This is a genomic window from Streptomyces novaecaesareae, assembly GCF_000716875.1.
In the GTDB taxonomy this organism is placed as follows: domain Bacteria; phylum Actinomycetota; class Actinomycetes; order Streptomycetales; family Streptomycetaceae; genus Kitasatospora; species Kitasatospora novaecaesareae.
In genome coordinates, this window is the sequence record NZ_JNWQ01000035.1 from 1 (window position 1) to 22,800 (window position 22,800).

Consider the following 22,800-nt stretch of genomic DNA (forward strand, 5'->3'; position numbering starts at 1 on the left):
GCAGACCCCCACAGACCCCCTCCGAGCCCCGGGAACGCCGCAGGGCGGCCACCCCGTGAGGGGTGACCGCCCTGCGATCAGTGACGCGCGACTCAGCCGGTGTACGGGCCGTAGTCGTAGTCGTCCAGCGGAACCGCCTGGCCGGAGCCGGCGCCGAAGGGCGACAGGTCGTAGTCGTCGTAGCCGACGGCCGAGTACATCGCGGCCTTGGCCTCCTCGGTCGGCTCGACCCGGATGTTGCGGTAACGGGGCAGACCCGTACCGGCCGGGATGAGCTTACCGAGGATGACGTTCTCCTTGAGGCCCAGCAGCGGGTCCGACTTGGCGTGGATCGCCGCGTCGGTGAGGACCCGGGTCGTCTCCTGGAAGGAGGCGGCCGACAGCCAGGACTCGGTGGCCAGCGAGGCCTTGGTGATACCCATCAGCTGCGGACGGCCGGAGGCGGGGTGACCGCCCTCGGCGACGACGCGACGGTTCTCCTGCTCGAAGCGGCCGCGCTCGACCAGCTCGCCGGGCAGCAGCTCGGCGTCGCCCGACTCGATGATCGTCACGCGGCGGAGCATCTGCCGGATGATGATCTCGATGTGCTTGTCGTGGATCGACACACCCTGCGAGTTGTAGACCTTCTGGACCTCGGCGACCAGGTGGATCTGGACGGCACGCTGGCCCATGATCCGCAGGACGTCGTGCGGGTTGGTGGCACCCATGGTCAGCTTCTGGCCGACCTCGACCGCCTCGCCCTCGCTGACCAGCAGCTTCACACGCTTCGAGACCGGGTAGGCGATCTCGTCGGTGCCGTCGTCCGGCGTGATGACCAGCTTGCGGGTCTTCTCGGTGTCCTCGATGCGGACCCGGCCCTGCGCCTCCGAGATCGGGGCCACACCCTTGGGGGTACGGGCCTCGAAGAGCTCGACGACACGCGGCAGACCCTGGGTGATGTCGTCACCGGCCACACCACCGGTGTGGAAGGTACGCATCGTCAGCTGGGTACCGGGCTCACCGATGGACTGGGCGGCGATGATGCCGACCGCCTCACCGATGTCGACCAGCTTGCCGGTGGCCAGCGAGCGCCCGTAGCACATGGCGCAGGTGCCGACGGCCGACTCACAGGTCAGGATCGAGCGGGTCTTGACCTCACCGATGCCGTGGCGGATCAGCTCGTCGATCAGCACGTCACCGAGGTCGGTGTTCGCGGTGGCCAGCAGCTTGCCGTCGACGGTGATGTCCTCGGCGAGCATGCGGGCGTACACGCTGGTCTCGACGTCGTCGGCCTTGCGCAGCACGCCGTCCGCACCCACGGAGCCGATCGCCAGCTTCAGGCCGCGCTCGGTGCCGCAGTCCTCCTCGCGAATGATGACGTCCTGGGAGACGTCGACCAGACGACGGGTGAGGTAACCGGAGTCGGCGGTACGGAGGGCGGTGTCGGCCAGACCCTTACGGGCACCGTGGGTGGAGATGAAGTACTCCAGCACGGACAGACCCTCACGGAACGACGCCTTGATGGGTCGCGGGATGGTCTCGTTCTTGGCGTTCGACACCAGACCACGCATACCGGCGATCTGGCGCATCTGCATCATGTTTCCACGAGCACCCGAGTCGACCATCATGAAGATGGGGTTCGTCTTCGGGAAGTTCTCGTTCATGGCCTCGGCGACCTCGTTGGTCGCCTGGGTCCAGATGCCGATGAGCTCCTGCTTGCGCTCGTCGTTGGTGATCAGGCCGCGCTCGTACTGACGCTGGACCTTCTCCGCCTTCGCCTCGTAGCCCTCCAGGATCTGGGGCTTGTTCGGCGGGACGACGACGTCCGAGATCGAGACGGTGACACCCGAGCGGGTCGACCAGTGGAAGCCGGCCGCCTTCAGGTTGTCCAGGGTCGCCGCGACGACGACCTTCGGGTAGCGCTCCGCCAGGTCGTTGACGATCGCGGAGAGCTGCTTCTTGCCCACCTCGTAGTCGACGAACGGGTAGTCCTCGGGCAGCAGCTCGTTGAAGAGCGCGCGGCCCAGGGTGGTGTTCAGGCGGAAGGGCTCGCCGTCGAACCAGTTCGACTGGCCGTCCTCGTCCAGCGGCGGGGTCCAGCCGCGCGGCGGGACGGTGCCGGCCGCCAGACGCAGCTCGATCGGGGCCTGGACGTCCAGCTCGCGGGCGTCGAAGGCCATGATCGCCTCGGCGGTCGACGAGAAGGTACGGCCACCGCCCTTCACGTCCTCGCGGTCCGAGGTCAGGAAGAACAGACCGAGCACCATGTCCTGGGTCGGCATGGTGACGGGGCGACCGTCGGCCGGCTTCAGGATGTTGTTCGAGGACAGCATCAGGATGCGGGCCTCGGCCTGCGCCTCCGCGGAGAGCGGCAGGTGGACGGCCATCTGGTCACCGTCGAAGTCCGCGTTGAACGCGGTGCAGACGAGCGGGTGGATCTGGATGGCCTTGCCCTCGACCAGCTGCGGCTCGAAGGCCTGGATGCCGAGGCGGTGCAGGGTGGGCGCACGGTTCAGCAGAACCGGGTGCTCGGCGATGACCTCTTCGAGCACGTCCCACACGACCGGACGGGCACGCTCGACCATGCGCTTGGCCGACTTGATGTTCTGCGCGTGGTTCAGGTCGACCAGGCGCTTCATCACGAACGGCTTGAAGAGCTCCAGCGCCATGGCCTTCGGCAGACCGCACTGGTGCAGCTTGAGCTGCGGGCCGACGACGATGACCGAACGGGCCGAGTAGTCGACTCGCTTGCCGAGCAGGTTCTGGCGGAAACGACCCTGCTTGCCCTTCAGCATGTCGCTGAGGGACTTCAGCGGGCGGTTGCCCGGGCCGGTGACCGGACGGCCGCGGCGGCCGTTGTCGAACAGCGCGTCGACGGCCTCCTGGAGCATGCGCTTCTCGTTGTTCACGATGATCTCGGGGGCACCGAGGTCGAGCAGGCGCTTCAGGCGGTTGTTGCGGTTGATGACGCGGCGGTACAGGTCGTTCAGGTCGGAGGTCGCGAAGCGGCCACCGTCCAGCTGCACCATCGGACGCAGGTCCGGCGGGATGACCGGGACGCAGTCCAGCACCATGCCGTTGGGCTTGTTGGTGGTCTGCAGGAACGCGGAGACGACCTTGAGGCGCTTCAGCGCACGGGTCTTCTTCTGGCCCTTGCCGGTGCGGATGATCTCGCGCAGGCGCTCGGACTCCTCCGCCAGGTCGAAGGTCTCCAGGCGGTCCTTGAGGGCCGCCGCGCCCATCGAGCCGGAGAAGTAGGTGCCGAAGCGGTCGCGCAGCTCGCGGTAGAGCAGCTCGTCGCCCTCCAGGTCCTGGACCTTGAGGTTCTTGAAGCGGGCCCACACCTCGTCGAGGCGGTCGAGCTCGCGCTGCGCGCGGTCGCGCAGCTGCTTCATCTCGCGCTCGGCGCCCTCGCGCACCTTGCGGCGCACGTCGGCCTTGGCGCCCTCGGCCTCCAGCTCGGCCAGGTCGGTCTCGGCCTTCTTGGCGCGGCCTTCGAGGTCGGAGTCGCGGCGGTTCTCGATCTGCTGGCGCTCGACCGAGACGTGCGCCTCCAGGGACGGCAGGTCGCGCTGGCGGCGCTCGTCGTCGACCCAGGTGATCATGTAGGCGGCGAAGTAGATGACCTTCTCGAGGTCCTTCGGCGCCAGGTCCAGCAGGTAGCCCAGGCGGGACGGGACACCCTTGAAGTACCAGATGTGGGTGACCGGGGCGGCCAGCTCGATGTGGCCCATCCGCTCGCGGCGCACCTTGGCGCGGGTCACCTCGACGCCGCAGCGCTCACAGATGATGCCCTTGAAGCGGACGCGCTTGTACTTACCGCAGTAGCACTCCCAGTCCCGGGTCGGGCCGAAGATCTTCTCGCAGAAGAGGCCGTCCTTTTCGGGCTTCAGGGTGCGGTAGTTGATGGTCTCCGGCTTCTTGACCTCGCCGTGGGACCACTGGCGGATGTCGTCGGCGGTGGCCAGGCCGATGCGGAGCTCGTCGAAGAAGTTGACGTCAAGCACTGGTCGTCAAGCCCTCTTTCGTAAGTCGAGAGTCGTTCATGTGGTCTGAGGGGGGCCTGGGGGCGGGCCGGCCACGGTCACGTGGCCGGCCCAACCTCCGTCAGACCTCTTCGACGCTGCTCGGCTCGCGCCGGGACAGGTCGATGCCGAGCTCTTCGGCGGCGCGGAACACGTCCTCGTCGGAGTCCCGCATCTCGATGGACTGGCCGTCCGAGGACAGCACCTCCACGTTGAGGCAGAGCGACTGCATTTCCTTGATGAGGACCTTGAAGGACTCGGGAATGCCGGGCTCGGGGATGTTCTCGCCCTTGACGATGGCCTCGTAGACCTTCACGCGGCCGAGCACGTCGTCGGACTTGATGGTGAGGAGCTCCTGCAGCGCGTAGGCCGCGCCGTACGCCTCAAGGGCCCACACCTCCATCTCACCGAAGCGCTGACCACCGAACTGCGCCTTACCACCGAGCGGCTGCTGGGTGATCATCGAGTACGGGCCGGTCGAGCGGGCGTGCAGCTTGTCGTCGACCAGGTGGTGCAGCTTGAGGATGTACATGTAGCCGACCGAGACCGGCATCGGGAACGGCTCGCCGGAGCGGCCGTCGAACAGCCGGGCCTTGCCGGTGGAGTTCACCAGGCGCTCACCGTCACGGGTGAGGGTGGTGTTGTCCAGCAGGCCGGTGATCTCGTCCTCGCGGGCGCCGTCGAAGACCGGGGTGGCGAGGTTGGTGCCGCCCTCGACGGTGTCGGCGCCGATCGCCTGCAGGCGCTGGGCCCACTCGTCGGCGAGGCCGGAGACGTCCCAGCCCTGCTTGGCGAGCCACCCGAGGTGGATCTCCAGGACCTGTCCCGGGTTCATTCGGGACGGGACACCCAGCGGGTTGAGGATGATGTCGACCGGGGTGCCGTCCTCCAGGAACGGCATGTCCTCGACCGGCAGGATCTTGGAGATGACGCCCTTGTTGCCGTGACGGCCGGCGAGCTTGTCACCGTTGGTGATCTTGCGCTTCTGGGCCACGTAGACGCGGACCAGCTGGTTGACGCCCGGCGGGAGCTCGTCGCCCTCTTCGCGGTCGAAGACGCGGACGCCGATGACCTTGCCGGACTCACCGTGCGGCACCTTCAGCGAGGTGTCGCGGACCTCACGGGCCTTCTCGCCGAAGATCGCGCGGAGCAGGCGCTCCTCGGGGGTCAGCTCGGTCTCACCCTTGGGCGTGACCTTGCCGACCAGGATGTCGCCGGTGACGACGTCGGCGCCGATGCGGATGATGCCGCGCTCGTCGAGGTCGGCGAGGACCTCCTCGGAGACGTTCGGGATGTCCCGGGTGATCTCCTCGGGGCCGAGCTTGGTGTCACGGGCGTCGACCTCGTGCTCCTCGATGTGGATCGAGGAGAGGACGTCGTCCTGCACGAGGCGCTGCGACAGGATGATCGCGTCCTCGTAGTTGTGACCCTCCCACGACATGAACGCCACGAGCAGGTTCTTGCCGAGGGCCATCTCGCCCTCGTCGGTGCACGGGCCGTCGGCCAGCACCTGGTTGGCCTCGACCCGGGCGCCCTCGTCCACGAGCACCTTCTGGTTGAAGGCGGTGCCCTGGTTGGAGCGGGTGAACTTGGCGGCGCGGTACGTGGTGTACGTGCCGTCGTCGTTGGCCACGGTGACGTAGTCGGCCGAGACCTCCTGGACGACACCGGCCTTCTCGGCGGTGATGACGTCCGCGGCGTCGACGGCGCAGCGGTACTCCATGCCGGTACCGACCAGCGGAGCCTCGCTCTTCAGCAGCGGCACCGCCTGGCGCATCATGTTCGAGCCCATGAGCGCGCGGTTGGCGTCGTCGTGCTCGAGGAACGGGATCATGGCGGTCGCGACCGACACCATCTGGCGCGGCGAGACGTCCATGTAGTCGATCTCGGTGCCGGGGATGTAGTCGATCTCGCCACCACGGCGGCGGACCAGGACGCGCGGCTCGGCGAAGGTCAGCTCCGCCGTCAGCGGGGCGTTGGCCTGCGCGATGACGTAGCGGTCCTCCTCGTCGGCCGTGAGGTACTCGACCTGCTCCGTGACGACACCCTCGATGACCTTGCGGTACGGGGTCTCGATGAAGCCGAAGGCGTTGACCCGGCCGTACGAGGCCAGCGACCCGATCAGACCGATGTTCGGGCCTTCGGGGGTCTCGATCGGACACATGCGGCCGTAGTGCGAGGGGTGCACGTCACGGACCTCGAAGCCGGCGCGCTCACGGGAGAGACCGCCGGGGCCGAGGGCGGACAGACGGCGCTTGTGGGTCAGGCCCGACAGCGGGTTCGTCTGGTCCATGAACTGCGACAGCTGGCTGGTGCCGAAGAACTCCTTGATGGAGGCGACGACCGGCCGGATGTTGATCAGGGTCTGCGGCGTGATCGCCTCGACGTCCTGGGTGGTCATGCGCTCGCGCACGACGCGCTCCATACGGGCGAGACCCGTACGGACCTGGTTCTGGATGAGCTCGCCGACGTTGCGCAGGCGACGGTTGCCGAAGTGGTCGATGTCGTCGACCTCGACCACGATGTCGCGGCCGGTGCCGTCGTTCCACTCGGTCTCGCCCGCGTGCAGCTTCACCAGGTACTTGATCGCACCGATGATGTCGGGCTCGGTGAGCACGCCGGAGTCCAGCGACTCGGCGTTGCCCAGCTTCCGGTTGACCTTGTAGCGGCCGACCTTGGCGAGGTCGTAGCGCTTCGGGTTGAAGTACAGGTTCTCCAGAAGCGTCTGCGCGGCCTCGCGCGTCGGCGGCTCGCCCGGACGCAGCTTGCGGTAGATGTCCAGCAGCGCGTCGTCCTGGCCCTGGGTGTGGTCCTTCTCCAGGGTGTTGCGCATCGACTCGTACTCGCCGAACTCCTCGAGAATCATCTCGTTGGTCCAGCCGAGAGCCTTCAGCAGCACGGTGACGGACTGCTTGCGCTTGCGGTCGATGCGGACGCCGACCATGTCGCGCTTGTCGATCTCCATCTCCAGCCAGGCACCACGCGAGGGGATGACCTTGCAGGAGTAGATGTCCTTGTCGGACACCTTGTCCAGGGTGGAGTCGAAGTACACACCCGGGGAGCGGACGAGCTGCGACACGACGACACGCTCGGTGCCGTTGATCACGAACGTGCCCTTGTGGGTCATGAGCGGGAAGTCGCCCATGAAGACCGTCTGAGACTTGATCTCACCGGTCTCGTTGTTGGTGAACTCGGCCGTGACGAAGAGCGGAGCCGCGTACGTGAAGTCGCGGTCCTTGCACTCGTCAATGGAGTTCTTCGGCGGCTCGAAACGGTGGTCGCGGAAGGTCAGGGACATCGACCCGCTGAAGTCCTCGATCGGCGAGATCTCCTCGAAGATCTCCTCCAGACCGGACTTGGTGGGGACGTCCTGACCGTTCTCCAGCGCCGCCTCGACCCGGGACTTCCAGGCCGCGTTGCCGAGCAGCCAGTCAAAGCTCTCGGTCTGCAGGGCCAGGAGGTTGGGGACCTCGAGGGGCTCCTTGATCTTCGCGAAGGAGACGCGGAGCGGGGCGGTGGATGCGGCGGAATTGTTCGAGGCGTTGCGCGGCGCGGCCAAGAGGGGGGTCCTTCCGAGGGCTCGGAGCTCACTACGCGCGTACCAGCCGGGCCTTCACGGGCTTGGTCCCGCCTCCTCGCCACTGGCCTCCGCCGGGGTCGAAACCCCAGGTCAGAGCCGCTTTGCGGAGGCGATGCCAGACCCCTTCAGGGCAACGCAAACTCCGGGCGACGAGTCACGGAGCAGCTAACAGGCAGCGCAAAGGGACAGTGTAGCCAAAGGCCACACTGCTGTCCAGCTCTGATTCGGAGACCGAATCGGAGACTCCTCCCGGTAGCCGGCGGGCGCGGACGCCCACCGGGTACTGCTCTAACTCACGTGGAGTCATTTCCCGCCGGGCCACTGGTTATGCATCCAGCAGCGAACCAACCGGGCGGACTCGCGCCTTGAGAATCGCGCGCCGCGCCTGGTTCGTCAAGGGCCCGCCGACGGCGCGGGCCTCGACCCGTCTATCGGTCCGGACCCCTCCGGCGTTACAGAAGCCGTGGTGGGGGCCGCCCTGACGACGGTGATCACCATACCTCCCGGCACCGACGGTGCCGAGTGGGTCATCGGCCACACCGGTGGGCCCCACGGGCCCGAACGGGGGAACGGGGCCGGGTGCCGCCACGGGCCCCGGGAACGCGAAAAGGCCGGGCCGACCACCCGCAAGGGTGATCGGCCCGGCCGCACGCCCCCTCAGCGGGGGCGCATGATCACTTGACGGTGACCTTGGCGCCGGCACCCTCGAGGGCGGCCTTGGCCTTCTCGGCAACGTCCTTGGCAACCTTCTCCAGGACCTTGGCACCAGCGGTGTCAACGAGGTCCTTGGCCTCCTTCAGGCCGAGGGAGGTCAGGGTGCGCACCTCCTTGATGACCTGGATCTTCTTGTCGCCGGCACCATCGAGGATGACGTCGAACTCGTCCTGCTCCTCGACGGCCTCAACGGCGGCCGGGCCACCGGCGGCGGCAACGGCGACCGGGGCAGCGGCGGTGACGTCGAACTTCTCCTCGAAGGCCTTCACGAAGGCGGCGAGCTCGATGAGGGTGAGCTCCTCGAACTGCGCGAGCAGCTCGTCCTGGGTCAGCTTCGCCATGATGGCGTCCTTCCACTAATTCGGCAGGTGGTGCCGTATGTACGGGTTGGGCGGGCACGGGCCCGCAGCGAGGCGTGAGCCTGCGGAATTACTCCGCGGCCTCGTCCTCGGCGGCGGGAGCCGGCGTACCGGCACCGCCCTGCTCGACCTTGTCGCGCAGCGCGTCCACAGTGCGGACGAGCTTCGACGGCAGGGCCTGGAAGAGCGCGGCAGCCTGGGACTGCTTGGCCTTCAGGGCACCCGCCAGCTTGGCGAGCAGCACCTCGCGGGACTCGAGGTCCGCGAGCTTCTTGATCTCATCGGCGGACAGCGCCTTACCGTCAAGGACACCGCCCTTGATGATGAGAGCGGGGTTCTCCTTGGCGAAGTCACGCAGAGCCTTCGCCGACTCCACCGGGTCACCGGTGACGAAGGCAACAGCCGTCGGACCAGTGAACAGGTCGTCGAGCTCCGTGATCCCGACCTCATTGGCCGCGATCTTGGTCAGCGTGTTCTTCACCACGGCGTACTCGGCGTTGTCGCCGAGCGAGCGACGCAGGGTCTTGACCTGCTTCACCGAGAGACCGCGGTACTCGGTCAGCAGCGCCGCGGAGGAGCCACGGAACTTGTCCGTGATCTCGGCGACGGCGGCAGCCTTGTCGGGCCTGGCCATAGGCTTACGCCTCCTTCCGTGATGTAGAAGTCAGGCCGACCACGAAAGTCGACCAATTCTGCCGCGGACCGGCTGGACGGAAGGAAAGCTCTTGCAGAAATGCAATGAGCCCCGGTGCGCAGGGGCACGGGGCTCGGAACGACCTCGACGGGCTCCCGCGCGAACGCGGACCCGGAAGTCGAAGCTCCAGACGCACCTGCGCGGGCTGCCTGCGACGAAGCGCAGATCCTTCGGTCACCTGCTCCCTGACGGGCGCACGGCGACAACCAGCGGTCTTTGGCTTCCGCCACAGTAGCCGGAGCCGCTCCCGCGGTGCAAATCGCCCTCGGACGGAGCAACTCCGGAGGCTGCCCCCGCGGCTCAGCGGGCCAGCGGGGAGACCGTCCGGACGCCGGTGTCCACGGTGTCCGTCTCGGCCGGCGCCTGTGCCGAGAGCAGCGCCCCGGCGAGATCGGTGTAGAGCACCGAGTCGTCCGCCCGGCCGCTGTCACCGTTGCCGGTGCGCTGGAGCCGGACCAGCTGGTCCTTGTCGTTGAGCCAGAGGTCCAGGATGAGCGAGATCGAGCCGCCGGGCGCAAGCGCGGCCCGCAGTCCGTCCCGCCGGGTCTGGGACAGCTGGGTCTGGGCGGCCGCGTACTTCTCGGCCGTGGTGGTGACCTTGTAGTGCTCGACGGTCGAGTCCTCGTACTTCTCCTCGCCGACGAAGGCCGGGTCCACCCCGTCGGCGGTGGCCGCGGCCAGCGCCTCGACCGGGTTCAGCAGGTCGACCAGCCCCGCGTACGGGACCTCCTTGCGGCCGTCCGGGTCCGGCGGGACGGTGAAGCGCTCCCAGTGCTTGCCACCCTGCCGGACGGCCGTGGCGGCGTCGCCGCCCTGGTAGGCGACGGTGTCCACGGCGATCAGCTGCTCGGCGTCGGCCGGGGTGGAGCGCTTGATCTGCAGCGCCGTCTTGGGTTGCCAGAACAGCGGGCCGGATCCGGCGTCGGCGCCGAGTCGGTAGCTGACCTTGGCCCGGCGGGCGGTCTGCATGGCCAGCTGGGCGGAGAGCAGCACTCCGTGCGGCGAGCGGTCGGTCGGCTTGGCCGGGCTCGGGGAGGCGCCGGCCGGCGAGGCGCTGGTCGGGGCCGGGCTGACCGAGGAGGAGGCCGTCGCGTCGTCTCCCCCGCCGCAGCCGCTCAGCCCGCTCGCCAGCAGGGCGACGACGGCCACTGCCGCCAACCGCTGCCGTCCCGCCACGCCCGTTCCCTTCCTCGCCCTGGTCCCCGCCACCATGTCACCCGTCCCCGGCCCGCCCGGTGGCGGCCCCCTGGCCGAGCCCCTCGGGCCCGGGCGGATCCACCGGTCGGCCGAGTCGGGCGCCGGTGCGGGGAGCCGACGGCGTCGGCTCCCCGGCCGGGCGGCTCAGCTGGTGGCGCCCTTGTCGAGCTTCGCCAGCTCGGAGAGCTCCACGGTGTCGGACGGGTCCGGCGCGGTCGTGCTGACCGGGGTGCCGTAGTCCGAGTAGCTGACGGTGGCCTTCATCGCGCCGACCTTGGTGTCCGCCTGCTCGGTCCGCTTGACCACCAGCTTGTCGGCGTCGACCCAGACGTCGATCGTCTCGCTGGTGACGCCGGCCGTGGTCAGGTTGTCCTTGATCTGCGCCAGCTCGTCCTGGGTCAGGCCGGTGCCGGTGGCGCCGGCGATGTCGTCCGCGCTGAGCTCACCGGTGTAGTGCGTGGTGGCCTTGCCGTTCACGGTCTCCTGGCCGACCTCGGTCACCTTGCCGCCGGCGATCAGCGTCCGGACGCCCTGCACCGGGTCCGCGCTCTTGAGCTGGTCGGTCGACCCGCCGGAGGCCTTGGCCATGTCGGCCTTGCTGTAGTGCAGCCAGTGCCGGCCGCCGAAGGCGTCGACCGCGTCGCCGCCCAGGCGCATGTACATCGCGTCCTTGGTGTAGCGGTACGGAGCGGTCTTGCCGCCGGTGACCGGCGCCAGGACGCTGCCCAGCGGGGAGCCGGACAGGTCCATGGTGATGTCGCCCTGGAGGCCGTCGGCCCAGGACACCGCGCCCTTGCCCTTCATGGTGACCTGACCGAGCGTGATCACCTCGTCGATCTTCGCCGACTTCGCGGCGGTGGTCTTCTGGGTGACCTGCTCCAGGAGGACCGCCGGGGTCAGCTTGACCGGCTTCGCGCCGGTGGACGGAGCGTCGGCGGACGGCGCGGCTGAGGACGGCGCGGCGGAGGACGGCCCGGCGGCCGTGGTCGGCGCGGCCGGGGCGGCGTTCTTGCCGCCGCCGTCGGTGTCGTTGCACGCGGTCGCGGTCAGCGCCAGGGCGGCGAGGACGACGGCCACGGCGATCTTGCGGGTTCCAGCCATGATTCCCCCCTTGAGGACCCCCGGGCGCGCGGTGCGCCCGGGGTGGTAGCCGGTTGGTGCGGGTGGAGCCCCCCGGGCTCCGGTGCGGGCCCCGGCCGGATCAGCCGAGCAGCTTGAGGAGGTCGGCCTCGCTGCCGAGGTCGGTGGCGGCGGGCGCGGTGATCGCGGCGGCCTTGCCGAGGTCCGAGTACTTGACGGTGACGGCGTCCTTCGCACCGTTCGTCTCGCCGTACTCCTGGTACTGGGCGAGCTCCTGCTTGCCGTTCAGCCAGAAGTCGAAGGTGAGGGTCTTGCCGTCCTGCTCCAGCGTCTTCTGGACGGCCTGGCGCTGGTCCGCCGGGAGTGCCGACATCCCGGCCACCAGGGCGGAGGTGTCCTCGACAGCCCGCAGGTGGGTGGTCTGGGCGCCGTCCAGCGGCTCCTGGCCGACCTTGGAGAGCTTGCCACTCTGGGCGGCGACGGTGAGCACGACGACCGGGTTCAGCATCTGGCCCGCCGCCCGGAAGCCGTCGCCGGCCTCGTTCCCGGCGGGCAGCTTGACCCAGTGCTTGCCGCCCAGGGCCGCGCCGTCGCCGCCGAGGTAGGCGTCCGCCCCGATCACCCGGATCTTGAGCTTCTTGCTCCCCATGTCGCCGACGAGGTCCACGGACACCTTGCCCGGGTCCTTCCAGTCGGCGTCGCCGGTGCCGCCGCCCTTGGCGTCGTCCGGGCTGATCATGCTGACCTTGCCGTTCCCGGCCTTCTGCATCACCAGCGCGGACGCGGCCAGGGCCGCCTTCGGGTCCGCGGTCAGCGCGGCCGCGATCGGGTCACCGCCCTTGGCGTCGCTGCCCTTGGCGTCGCCGCTCTTGGTGTCGTTGCCGCCCTTGCTGCCGCCGCAGGCGGTGGCCCCGGCGAGCAGGACGGCGGTCGTCGCGACGACCGAGGCGAGGCGCACAGCGCGCATGAAGGTACCCCCGTGAGATCAGATCCGATCCATGGAAGAGCCGATTTTCAGCTCTTCTCAGGCCTTTCCCAGGCGGACTCTAACGGATCGCCGGAACCGCCACGCACCGGATATCCCGCTCCCGTCAGCCGGTTGCGGAGGGCGTCGGATCGCCCGTCCCGGGAGAAGGGACATCCGTCGTGGTCACGGTGGTTCCGGCACTCCCCCGGGCCGTCTCACGCAGTCTCAACAGCCGCTCGCCGGGCCCGACCCAGACGTCGAAGCCGATCGCCGCCACCCCGCGCTGCCGGTACCACTCGACCGTCGCCGAGCGCCGCTGCGGGCTCAACTCCTCGTCCGCACCGAAGAATTCGTCCACCGGGGCGGAGCCCTGGTAGTGCGCGACGGTCGTCCCGGCCAGCTGCTCGCCGCCGAGCGAGCCCAGTTTGACGGTCTGCGCGATCGCGTAGGCACGGCTGCCCGGGTTGGTGACCAGCGCGGTCATCCAGCCGCCGGCGTAGCCGTCCGGGCCGGGGCCGGCCTTCGGGTCCAGCGACTCCGCGGTGTAGCGGTCGGCGTGCCTGGCCGCACCGCCCTGGTAGACGAGGTCGACCGCGCCGTCCTTCAGGGCCAACTGCCCGGCGCCCGCCTCGTCGGTGACGGTCAGCGCGGCCTCGTCGGAGGCTCCCCAGACCAGCGTGCCGCTCGCGGTGCGCCGGCCCTCCGGGCCCTCCTGCACCACCTCGATCCGGGCGCCGCCGGCGTCGTCCAGCGCCTGGGCGGCCTTCAGCACCACCTGCTTGGGCGGTACGGGTGCGGGGTTGCCGGGGGTGCGGGTGTCCGGGGCAGCCAGCAGGCTGCAGCCGGTGGCGCCGCCCATCAGCAGCAGGGCCGCGAGCAGGGCGGCGGAGCGGGGGGCGGGCGGCACGGCACTCTCCGGCGGTCACGGGTTCTCCACATGATCTGACCGGCAGAGCGTACGACGTCCCAGCCAACTGTTCCCATCCGCCCGCGTCCCGATCCGGCAACCGTTCCGCCCGCCGCCCGGCACCGGGAACGACGACGGGCCCGCACCCCCGGTGAAGGGGGTACGGGCCCGTCGTACGGACTGCTCTAGAGCGCTGGGGCTCAGACCGCGGCCGGGTCCTCCTCGACGAGGAGGTTGCGGGTGCGGTTCGGGTCCACCAGGATGCCGGGGCCCATGGTGGTCGAAACGGCGGTCTTCTTGATGTAGCGGCCCTTGGCGGCGGACGGCTTGGCGCGGAGCACCTCGTCCAGCGCGGCGGCGTAGTTCTCGACCAGCTGCTCGTCGGTGAAGGAAACCTTACCGATGATGAAGTGCAGGTTCGAGTGCTTGTCGACGCGGAACTCGATCTTGCCGCCCTTGATCTCGTTCACGGCCTTGGCCACGTCCGGGGTCACGGTGCCGGTCTTCGGGTTCGGCATCAGGCCACGGGGACCGAGCACGCGGCCGAGGCGGCCGACCTTGCCCATGAGGTCCGGGGTGGCGACGACGGCGTCGAAGTCGAGGCGGCCCTTGGCGACCTCGTCGATGAGCTCGTCGGAACCGACGATGTCGGCACCCGCAGCACGCGCGGCCTCGGCACGCTCGCCGGTCGCGAAGACCAGGACCCGAGCGGTCTTACCGGTGCCGTGCGGGAGGATCACGGTGCTGCGGACCATCTGGTCGGCCTTGCGCGGGTCGACGCCCAGACGCATGGCGACCTCGACGGTGCCGTCGAACTTGGTGGTGCTGGTCGCCTTGGCGAGGCGGACGGCCTCGAGGGGGGCGTAAAGGCGCTCGCGGTCCACCTGGGTGTCCGCGGCCTTCAGAGCCTTGCTGCGCTTCACTGCTGCTCCTGAAAGGTGATGGGAGTTGTGGTGTCACGGGCCTGCGCAGGCCCTACCACAGGGACGAGAAGAGCTGGTCAGCCCTCGACGGTGATGCCCATCGACCGGGCGGTGCCGGCGATGATCTTCTCCGCGGCGTCCAGGTCGTTGGCGTTCAGGTCGGGCATCTTGGTGGTGGCGATGTCGCGGACCTGGGCGCTGGTGAGCTTGGCGACCTTGGTCTTGTGCGGCTCGCTGGAGCCCTTCTCGATACCGGCGGCCTTCAGGATGAGGCGCGCGGCCGGCGGCGTCTTCGTGATGAAGGTGAAGGAACGGTCGTCGTAGACCGTGATCTCCACCGGCACGATCATGCCGCGCTGCGACTCGGTCGCAGCGTTGTAGGCCTTGCAGAACTCCATGATGTTGACGCCGTGCTGGCCCAGCGCGGGGCCGACCGGCGGCGCCGGGTTGGCCGCACCGGCGTTGATCTGGAGCTTGATAAGCCCCGTGATCTTCTTCTTCTTGGGAGGCATGTCTCTCCGGGTCCTTCCGAGAGGTGATTGCTGGTGCGTGCGGCACCGGGGCGACACCCGGCCGCCAGCACACACATCGGACCAGGCTAACGCGTCCGCGCCGCTGGACCAAAACGGATTCGGGGCAGGGCCCTCGGCCCCGCCCCGAATCCGAAGACCGTATGACTAGTTCTTCTGGATCTGGTCGAAGGAGAGCTCGACCGGGGTCTCCCGGCCGAAGATCTCGACCAGGCCCTTGACCTTCTTCGAGTCGGGGTTGATCTCGTTGATGGTCGCCTGCAGGGTCGCGAACGGGCCGTCCGTGACGGTGACCGAGTCGCCGACCTCGAAGTCCAGCACCTGGATCTCGCTCGGCTTGACCGGCGAGGGCTTGCCGGCCTCCTTGGCCGCCTGGCGCTCGACGTCCGGGGCGAGCATCTTGACGACCTCGTCCAGGGTCAGCGGGTACGGGTCGTAGGCGTTGCCGACGAAGCCGGTGACACCCGGGGTGTTGCGCACGACGCCCCAGGACTCCGGGGTGAGGTCCATGCGCACCAGGACGTAGCCGGGGAGCTTGTTCTGGCGGATGGTCTTGCGGTCGCCGTTCTTGATCTGGACGACCTCCTCCTGCGGCACCTCGGCCTGGAAGATGTACTCCTCGACGTTCAGCGAGACGGCACGCTGCTCCAGGTTCTGCTTCACCCGGTTCTCGTAGCCGGCGTAGGTGTGGATCACGTACCACTCGCCCGGCATGAAGCGCAGGTCCTCGCGGAACTTGGCGACCGGGTCGACCTCGGCGGGCTCCTCGGCCTCGGCCTCGGCCTCGACCTCGGCCTCGACCTCGACCTCGTCCTCGGTCTCCTCGGCGGCGGCCTCGACCTCGACCTCCACGTGCAGCGCGGCCTCCTCGGCCGGCTCGCCGGCCTCGGCCTCGTCGTACGCCTCGACCTCGTCCTCGTCGCTGTCCGCGAAGTCCGCGATCTGCTCGGCGGACTCGGCGTCGACAGCCAGCTCGGCCGCGTCCAGGTCGGCGGCGACATCCGCCTCGCGGACGGTCTCGTCGGCGTCGTACAGGGGGGACTCAGACACGGTGGCTGCTTCTTTCCTGGAGATGGTGAAGGTGGCGCGCTCCGGGACCAGACCCGGCACGCTGCCGCTGACGCGGGCGCCTGGTTGAGGTCTCGGAGACTTCAACAGTACCGAGTCAACGGTAACGGCGCGTACGTCCGCCACCGACAGCTCGACCCGGACCGAAGGTCGGCCCGGGTCGGGAAGCTGTTTCGAAGGTGGGCGGCTGCGTCAGCCGAAGATCCAGAGGCTCAGCTTGGAGAAGCCGTAGTCCAGACCGGCCACGACGGCCATCATGACCACGACGAAGGTGACCACGACGGCGGTGTAGTTGGTCAGCTCGCTCCGGGTCGGCCAGACGACCTTGCGCAGCTCCGCGATGATCTGGCGGTAGAACAGGCCGATCCGGGCGAAGAGGCCCTTCTTGGCCCGCTTGCCGGACTTCTTCTCACGCTTGCCCGACTTCTTCTCGCCATCGGCAGGCGTGGTCTCGGCAGCGCCGTCGGCACCCTCGGGGTTGCCGCTCTCAGGCGTTGCGGTGGAGCCCGTGGTCTCCGTCACTCGTCCTCACCTGAATCCGGGTCCTGCCGGTCTTCGCCGCGCACCCGATGGGGCACGACCAGCCGGCGTAGCGGTGCTGATCGGTGCCATCTCCGCATCAAGCCCGCTCGCTCTGTGGAGCGAACGGGCTGGAACGGATCTAGCAGCAGGGCAAGAGGGACTCGAACCCCCAACCGCCGGTTTTGGAGACCGGTGCTCTACCAATTGAGCTATTGCCCTACGGTGCCTCGCGGCTCCGGTGGCGACCAACCTACCGCATCTCCCCCCGCTGTCTGTAACAGCGGTGAAAGCTCCGGTCTTTTCGGCGGGCCGTCGAGCAGCGAGTGTACGTGGTCGAGGGGTGTTTGGTCGAACCTCTTCTTCCGGGACGGCCCGACGCCGGGCGGATGTCCGGTCCGACGGGGCGTCCGCCGACGGATCGCCAGGGGCCGGGATCCGGACGGAACCGTACGGATACTGGAACCGCGCTGCCCGGTACGTCCGGGTTCTGCGACGATGCAGGCATGAGCGCTTCCACCCCGCAGCCCGACCAGTCCATCCGCCCCGCCGACCGCCGGGTCTCCGCCCGGATCGGTGCGATCGCCGAGTCCGCGACCCTCGCCGTGGACGCCAAGGCCAAGGCCCTCAAGGCCGCCGGCCGCCCGGTCATCGGCTTCGGCGCCGGCGAGCCCGACTTCCCGACGCCGGACTACATCGTCGAGGCGGCCGTCGAGGCCTGCCGCGACCCGAAGAACCACCGTTACACCCCGGCGGGTGGCCTGCCCGAGCTCAAGGCCGCGATCGCCGCGAAGACGCTGCGCGACTCGGGCTACCAGGTGGACGCCTCCCAGGTGCTGGTCACCAACGGCGGCAAGCAGGCGATCTACGAGGCCTTCGCGGCGATCCTGGACCCGGGCGACGAGGTCATCGTCCCGGCCCCGTACTGGACCACCTACCCGGAGTCGATCCAGCTGGCGGGCGGTGTCCCGGTGGAGGTCGTCGCGGACGAGACCACCGGCTACAAGGTCTCGGTCGAGCAGCTGGAGGCCGCCCGCACCGAGAACACCAAGGTGGTGCTGTTCGTCTCGCCGTCCAACCCGACCGGCGCGGTGTACACCCGGGACGAGGCCGAGGCGATCGGCCGCTGGGCGCTGGAGCACGGCCTGTGGGTGCTCACCGACGAGATCTACGAGCACCTGGTCTACGGCGACGCGACCTTCACCTCGCTGCCCGCCCTGCTGCCCGAGCTGGCCGACAAGTGCATCGTGGTCAACGGCGTGGCCAAGACCTACGCGATGACCGGCTGGCGGGTGGGCTGGGTGATCGGCCCCAAGGACGTCGTCAAGGCCGCGACCAACCTGCAGTCGCACGCCACCTCGAACGTCTCCAACGTCGCCCAGCGCGCCGCGATCGCCGCCGTGGCCGGCGACCTCTCCGCCGTGCACGAGATGCGCACCGCCTTCGACCGCCGCCGCAAGACCATCGTGCGGATGCTCAACGAGATCGAGGGCGTCATCTGCCCCGAGCCCGAGGGCGCCTTCTACGCCTACCCGTCGGTCAAGGGCCTGCTGGGCAAGGAGATCCGCGGTCAGCGCCCGCAGACCTCCGCCGAGCTGGCGAGCCTGATCCTGGACGAGGTCGAGGTCGCCGCCGTCCCGGGTGAGGCCTTCGGCACCCCCGGCTACCTGCGGTTCTCCTACGCGCTCGGCGACGAGGACCTGGTCGAGGGCATCAGCCGGATCCAGAAGCTGCTCGGCGAGGCCCGCGACTGACGTCCGCCGTCAGGCCGACATACGGGATTCACCCGGCGCACCGCCCTCTTTCACCCCTTCGGGGGACGAAAAGAGGGCGGTTCCCGTTTGGGGGCCGCATACGGCAGTATCGGTGAATGGAACGCCTGTTGAACCCGCGAGACGTCAGGGGCCTCCCGAAGGCCCACCTGCACCTGCACTTCACCGGCTCGATGCGCCCCGCCACCCTCCTGGAGCTGGCCGACAAGCACGGCGTCCGGCTGCCGGAGGCGCTCAGCTCCGGCGAGCCGCCGAAACTGCGGGCCACCGACGAGCGCGGCTGGTTCCGCTTCCAGCGCCTGTACGACACCGCCCGCTCGGTGCTGCGGGACGAACAGGACATCCGCCGGCTGGTCCTGGAGACCGCCGAGGACGAGCGGCGGGACGGCTCCCGCTGGCTGGAGATCCAGGTCGACCCGACCTCGTACGCGCCCCGGCTGGGCGGGCTGATCCCCGCCCTGGAGCTGATCCTGGACGCGGTGGAGCACGCGGCCGCCGCCACCGGGGTGGGCATCCGGGTGCTGGTCGCGGCCAACCGGATGAAGTCCCCGATGGACGCCCGGACGCTGGCCCGGCTCGCCGTCCGCTACGCCGACCACGGGGTGGTCGGCTTCGGCCTCTCCAACGACGAGCGCCGGGGCCTCGCCCGGGACTTCGACCGGGCCTTCGCGATCGCCCGCAACGGCGGGCTGCTGGCCGCCCCGCACGGTGGCGAGCTGGCCGGCCCGGAGTCCGTCCGGGACTGCCTGGACGACCTGGGCGCCGCCCGGATCGGCCACGGCGTGCGGGCCGCCGAGGACCCGCGGCTGATGCAGCGGCTGGCGGACCGCCAGGTCACCTGCGAGGTCTGCCCGTCCTCCAACGTCTCGCTCGGCGTCTACGAGCGCCCCGAGGAGGTCCCGCTGCGCCGGCTCTTCGACGCCGGGGTGCCGCTGGCGCTGGGGGCGGACGACCCGCTGCTGTTCGGCAGCCGGCTGGCCGCCCAGTACGAGCTGGTCCGGGACGTCCTGGGCTTCAGCGACGCCGAACTCGCCGAGCTGGCACGGCAGTCGGTGCGCGGCTCGGTCGCGCCGGAGGCGGTCCGCAAGGAGCTGCTGGCGGACATCGACGCCTGGCTGGCGGACGGCCACGCCCCCGCGGACACGACCGCCGTCACCGCTGCGACCGCCTAGCGCTCGTCAGACCGCCTAACGCACGTCAGAGCGCGACGCCCACCATCACCGGCTCGTTCACCAGCTCCACCCCGAAGGCCTCGCGGACCCCGTCCCGGATCTCCCGGGCCAGCACCAGCAGGTCCTCGGCGGTGGCCGAGCCGCGGTTGGTGAGCGCCAGGGTGTGCTTGGTGGAGAGCGTCGCCGGGCCGCTGCCGTAGCCCTTGCCGAAGCCGGCCCGGTCGATCAGCCAGGCCGCGGAGGTCTTGGTGCAGCCCTCCGGCGCCGGGTAGGCGGGCGCGTTCTCGGTGCCCGGGCGGGTCCGGAAGGACTCGTACTGGGCGGCCGTGAGCACCGGGTTGGTGAAGAAGGAGCCCGCCGACCAGGTGTCGTGGTCCGCCGGGTCCAGGACCATGCCCTTGCCGGCGCGCAGCAGCAGCACCGTGTTCCAGGCCGCGGCGACCGCGACCCGCTCGCCCTGCTCGACGCCCAGCTGCCGGGCGGTCTCGGCGTAGCGGATGGGGGTGGAGAGCCCGCCGTTGTCCTCCAGGCGGAAGCGCACCCGCAGCACCACGTAGCGGTCCGGCTCGGCCTTGAAGCGGCTGTGCCGGTAGGAGAAGGCGCACTCGGCGTTCGAGAGGGTGACGACCTCGTCGGCCGCGCGGTCGTACGCGACCACCTCGGTGATCGACTGCGCGACCTCCTGGCCGTACGCGCCCACGTTCTGCACCGGGGTGGCACCGGCCGAGCCGGGGATGCCGGCCAGGAACTCGATGCCCGCCAGGTCGTGGTCCAGCACCGTCCGGTGGACCACCTCGGACCAGGTCTCGCCGGCCGCGACCTCCAGCGCGGTGCCGTCCAGGACGAAGCCCTCGGTGGCGATCCGCAGCACGGTGCCGGGGAAGCCGGCGTCGCCGATGACCAGGTTGGAGCCGCCGCCGAGGACCAGCAGCGGCTCGCCGGCCGCGTCGGCCTCGCGGACGGCGGCGATCACCTCGTCGTCGGTGTGGGCGGTCACCAGCCGGCGGGCCGGGCCGCCGAGCCGGAGCGTGGTCAGCGGGGCGAGGGGGGCGTCGTTTTCTACCAGCACGCCCACCAGCGTACGGGGGAGGACCTGCCGGAAGGACAGCGTGTCCTTCCGGCAGGGCTTTCCCCTCCGCACCCGCTCAGACCCGTACGGCCTCGGCCTCGGCCCGGTCCGCCACCGGTTGCCCGGCCGTCTCCGCGGTCTCCGCCCCGACCGCGGCCTTGCGCCGGCGCGGGATGAACACCGCGGCGAGCGCCCCGACCGCGACGGCGGCCGCGCCGACGTACAGCGCGGGCGCCAGCCCGTCCGTGAAGGCCCGTGCCGACTGGTAGCCGCCCTGCGCGGAGAACACCGCCGAGAGCGCGGCGACCCCGAGCGCCCCGCCGACCTCGCGCAGGGAGTTGTTGGCGCCGGAGGCGATGCCCTGCTCCTGCGGCCGGACGCTGGCCATCACCAGCTGGGCGGTGGGGCCGAAGTACAGCGCCATGCCGATCCCGCAGATCACGATGGCGGGGATCTCGGCGGGGTAGTCGAACCCGCTGCCCGTGTCGGCGACCAGGGCGAACAGCGCCAGGCCGAGGGCCTGGAGCGCCAGCCCGGCGACCACGATCGGCCGGCCGCCGATCCGGTCCGAGACGATGCCCGCGATCGGCGAGACCAGCAGCGGCATCGCGGTCCACGGCAGCATCCGGATGCCGGCCTCCTGCGGGCTGTAGCCGCCGACGCCCTGGAGGTACTGGCTGATCAGGAAGATCGAGCCGAACATCCCGAGGTACATCAGCAGGCTGGCGGCGTTGACGGCCGAGAAGGCGCGGCTGCGGAACAGCCGCATCGGCAGCATCGGGTGGACGGCCACGCTCTGCTCGTACCGGACGAACGCGGCCAGCAGCACGGCGCCGACGATCAGTGCGCCGAGGACCAGCGGGCTGGTCCAGCCGTCCGGGTTGCCGCGGATCAGGCCGAGCACGACCCCGAACATCCCCAGGCTGACCAGGAGCGTTCCGGGGACGTCCAGGGCCCGGTTCGCGCCCCGGCTCTCACCGAGGCGGAGGAAGGCCAGCGGCAGCAGGACGAGCCCGACCGGAACGTTCACCCAGAAGATCCACTGCCAGGAGAAGTGCTCGGTCAGCGAGCCGCCGATCAGCGGTCCGGCGGCGACGGCGAGGCCGCTGACGCCCGACCAGATGCCGAAGGCCAGCCCCCGTCTGGCCTCGGGCACGGCGGCGGTGAGCAGGGTGAGGGTGAGCGGCATCATCACCGCGGCCCCGACGCCCTGGACGGCCCGGGCGGCGATCAGCTCGCCGATGCCCGGGGAGAGGGCGGCCGCGGCGGAGCCGGCGGTGAAGACCGCCAGGCCGACCAGGAAGATCCTGCGCCGGCCGAAGCGGTCGCCGAGGGCCGCGCCGAACATCAGCAGCACGGCGAAGCTCAGGGTGTAGGCGCTGACCGTCCATTCGAGGTCGGACAGCCCGCCGCCGAGTTCCTCGCGGATCGACGGCAGTGCGGTGGTGACCACCAGGTTGTCCAGGGCGGCCATGAAGCTGGCCGCGCTGACGATCACCAGGGTCCAGATCGCGGTCCTGCCGAAGGCCGGACCCTCCGTCTTCTGCGTCTTCTCCGTTGTCTCCGTTGTCTGCGTCATGACGTCCCCCAGGCTCCTAAGGATAGTGATTGCTCAATAACTTTCATGGGCCGAAAAAGAGCCGCACGGACGCACCGTGCGGCCCGCCTATTCGGCCTCGGCCACTTCGTGATCGCCGAACCCGGTCCAGATCCGGTGGTCCGGCGGGTAGCCCAGCGCCACCAGCGTGTTGATCAGCATCCCGTACGCGAAGAACTGCGTGGCGTCCTTCATGTCGCCGCCGATCCTGATCCTGACCCGATCGAACAGGCTCTCCCACAGCCGCCGGGCGGCCTCCCCGATCTCCTCCTCGCCAGCCGCCGTGGCCGCGGACACCGAGACGTAGAGCTGCATCTGCATCATCAGCTGGTCGCGGTCCTCGACCAGGCCCAGGTACGCGCCGGACATCGCATCGGCCGCCGCCTCGCCGGTCAGCCCGGCCGAGGCCTCGTCGAAGACCCGCCAGGTCTCCTCGACGCAGCGTTCGGCGGCCGCCTCGAAGATGGCCTGCTTGCCCGGGAACAGCCGGAACAGGTACGGCTGCGAGACGCCCACCCGACGGGCGATCGCCTCGGTGGAGGTGCCCCGGTAGCCACCCCGGGCGAACTCGATCAACGCGGCGCGGACGACGCTCTCACGCCGCTCCTCCGCGCTCATCCGGATGCTCGACTTCGCCATGCGTTCTAA

At 69.9% G+C, this 22,800-nt stretch carries 17 protein-coding genes and 1 tRNA gene; 2 read left to right on the forward strand and 16 right to left on the reverse strand.

The genetic code is table 11. The features are described 5' to 3' along the window. Positions 1–92: 92 nt before the first annotated feature. The 13 genes from OP86_RS15330 to OP86_RS15390 all read right to left on the reverse strand — a co-directional run bounded on the left by OP86_RS15330 (position 93) and on the right by OP86_RS15390 (position 16,764). A complete protein-coding gene (locus OP86_RS15330; protein WP_030055782.1) occupies positions 93–3,986 on the reverse strand; it encodes a DNA-directed RNA polymerase subunit beta' in 3,894 nt (1,297 codons plus the stop codon). A 100-nt stretch (positions 3,987–4,086) separates the two neighbouring features. After that, positions 4,087–7,563: a DNA-directed RNA polymerase subunit beta gene (gene rpoB / locus OP86_RS15335; protein ID WP_030055781.1), complete on the reverse strand. Its 3,477-nt coding sequence runs from the start codon at positions 7,561–7,563 to the stop codon at positions 4,087–4,089. A gap of 695 nt (positions 7,564–8,258) precedes the next feature. After that, complete coding sequence (gene rplL / locus OP86_RS15340) at positions 8,259–8,642, reverse strand: 50S ribosomal protein L7/L12 (RefSeq protein WP_198959424.1); 384 nt, start codon at positions 8,640–8,642, stop codon at positions 8,259–8,261. A gap of 85 nt (positions 8,643–8,727) precedes the next feature. Next, positions 8,728–9,291 (reverse strand): 50S ribosomal protein L10, encoded by a 564-nt coding sequence (gene rplJ / locus OP86_RS15345; RefSeq protein WP_030055779.1) that lies wholly within the window; start codon positions 9,289–9,291, stop codon positions 8,728–8,730. A gap of 360 nt (positions 9,292–9,651) precedes the next feature. Next, positions 9,652–10,527 (reverse strand): SCO4651 family lipoprotein, encoded by an 876-nt coding sequence (locus tag OP86_RS15350; RefSeq protein WP_157849743.1) that lies wholly within the window; start codon positions 10,525–10,527, stop codon positions 9,652–9,654. Between the two features lie 165 nt (positions 10,528–10,692). Continuing rightward, positions 10,693–11,649 carry an SCO4651 family lipoprotein gene (locus OP86_RS15355; RefSeq protein ID WP_078589228.1) on the reverse strand — a complete coding sequence of 319 codons (957 nt, stop codon included), beginning with the start codon at positions 11,647–11,649 and terminating at the stop codon, positions 10,693–10,695. Between the two features lie 100 nt (positions 11,650–11,749). Continuing rightward, positions 11,750–12,595 (reverse strand): SCO4651 family lipoprotein, encoded by an 846-nt coding sequence (locus tag OP86_RS15360; protein WP_033332011.1) that lies wholly within the window; start codon positions 12,593–12,595, stop codon positions 11,750–11,752. A gap of 124 nt (positions 12,596–12,719) precedes the next feature. Continuing rightward, complete coding sequence (locus OP86_RS15365) at positions 12,720–13,502, reverse strand: hypothetical protein (RefSeq protein ID WP_030259602.1); 783 nt, start codon at positions 13,500–13,502, stop codon at positions 12,720–12,722. Between the two features lie 200 nt (positions 13,503–13,702). Beyond that, positions 13,703–14,425, reverse strand: a complete 723-nt coding sequence (gene rplA / locus OP86_RS15370) for a 50S ribosomal protein L1 (RefSeq protein ID WP_030055775.1) — start codon at positions 14,423–14,425, stop codon at positions 13,703–13,705. 77 nt (positions 14,426–14,502) lie between these two features. Beyond that, a complete protein-coding gene (rplK, locus tag OP86_RS15375; protein WP_030055774.1) occupies positions 14,503–14,937 on the reverse strand; it encodes a 50S ribosomal protein L11 in 435 nt (144 codons plus the stop codon). 165 nt (positions 14,938–15,102) lie between these two features. Beyond that, complete coding sequence (gene nusG / locus OP86_RS15380) at positions 15,103–16,005, reverse strand: transcription termination/antitermination protein NusG (protein WP_063832387.1); 903 nt, start codon at positions 16,003–16,005, stop codon at positions 15,103–15,105. A gap of 210 nt (positions 16,006–16,215) precedes the next feature. Continuing rightward, on the reverse strand, positions 16,216–16,545 hold the full coding sequence (gene secE, locus OP86_RS15385) for a preprotein translocase subunit SecE (RefSeq protein ID WP_030055772.1): 330 nt from the start codon (positions 16,543–16,545) through the stop codon (positions 16,216–16,218). Between the two features lie 146 nt (positions 16,546–16,691). Continuing rightward, a tRNA-Trp gene (locus OP86_RS15390) sits at positions 16,692–16,764 on the reverse strand. Positions 16,765–17,048: 284 nt separating this feature from the next. Here OP86_RS15390 and OP86_RS15395 point away from each other — a divergent pair. Further along, positions 17,049–18,296: a pyridoxal phosphate-dependent aminotransferase gene (locus tag OP86_RS15395; protein ID WP_030055771.1), complete on the forward strand. Its 1,248-nt coding sequence runs from the start codon at positions 17,049–17,051 to the stop codon at positions 18,294–18,296. A 116-nt stretch (positions 18,297–18,412) separates the two neighbouring features. Then, on the forward strand, positions 18,413–19,486 hold the full coding sequence (locus tag OP86_RS15400) for an adenosine deaminase (RefSeq protein ID WP_030259596.1): 1,074 nt from the start codon (positions 18,413–18,415) through the stop codon (positions 19,484–19,486). Between the two features lie 25 nt (positions 19,487–19,511). On the opposite strand, the gene OP86_RS15405 is transcribed toward OP86_RS15400, so the two are convergent. The 3 genes from OP86_RS15405 to OP86_RS15415 form a co-directional block, all read right to left on the reverse strand. Beyond that, positions 19,512–20,555, reverse strand: a complete 1,044-nt coding sequence (locus OP86_RS15405; RefSeq protein ID WP_030055770.1) for a UDP-N-acetylmuramate dehydrogenase — start codon at positions 20,553–20,555, stop codon at positions 19,512–19,514. A gap of 76 nt (positions 20,556–20,631) precedes the next feature. Then, on the reverse strand, positions 20,632–22,134 hold the full coding sequence (locus tag OP86_RS15410; RefSeq protein ID WP_030259593.1) for an MFS transporter: 1,503 nt from the start codon (positions 22,132–22,134) through the stop codon (positions 20,632–20,634). Between the two features lie 87 nt (positions 22,135–22,221). Then, positions 22,222–22,791, reverse strand: a complete 570-nt coding sequence (locus OP86_RS15415; RefSeq protein ID WP_234435048.1) for a TetR/AcrR family transcriptional regulator — start codon at positions 22,789–22,791, stop codon at positions 22,222–22,224. Between the last annotated feature and the right edge of the window lie 9 nt (positions 22,792–22,800).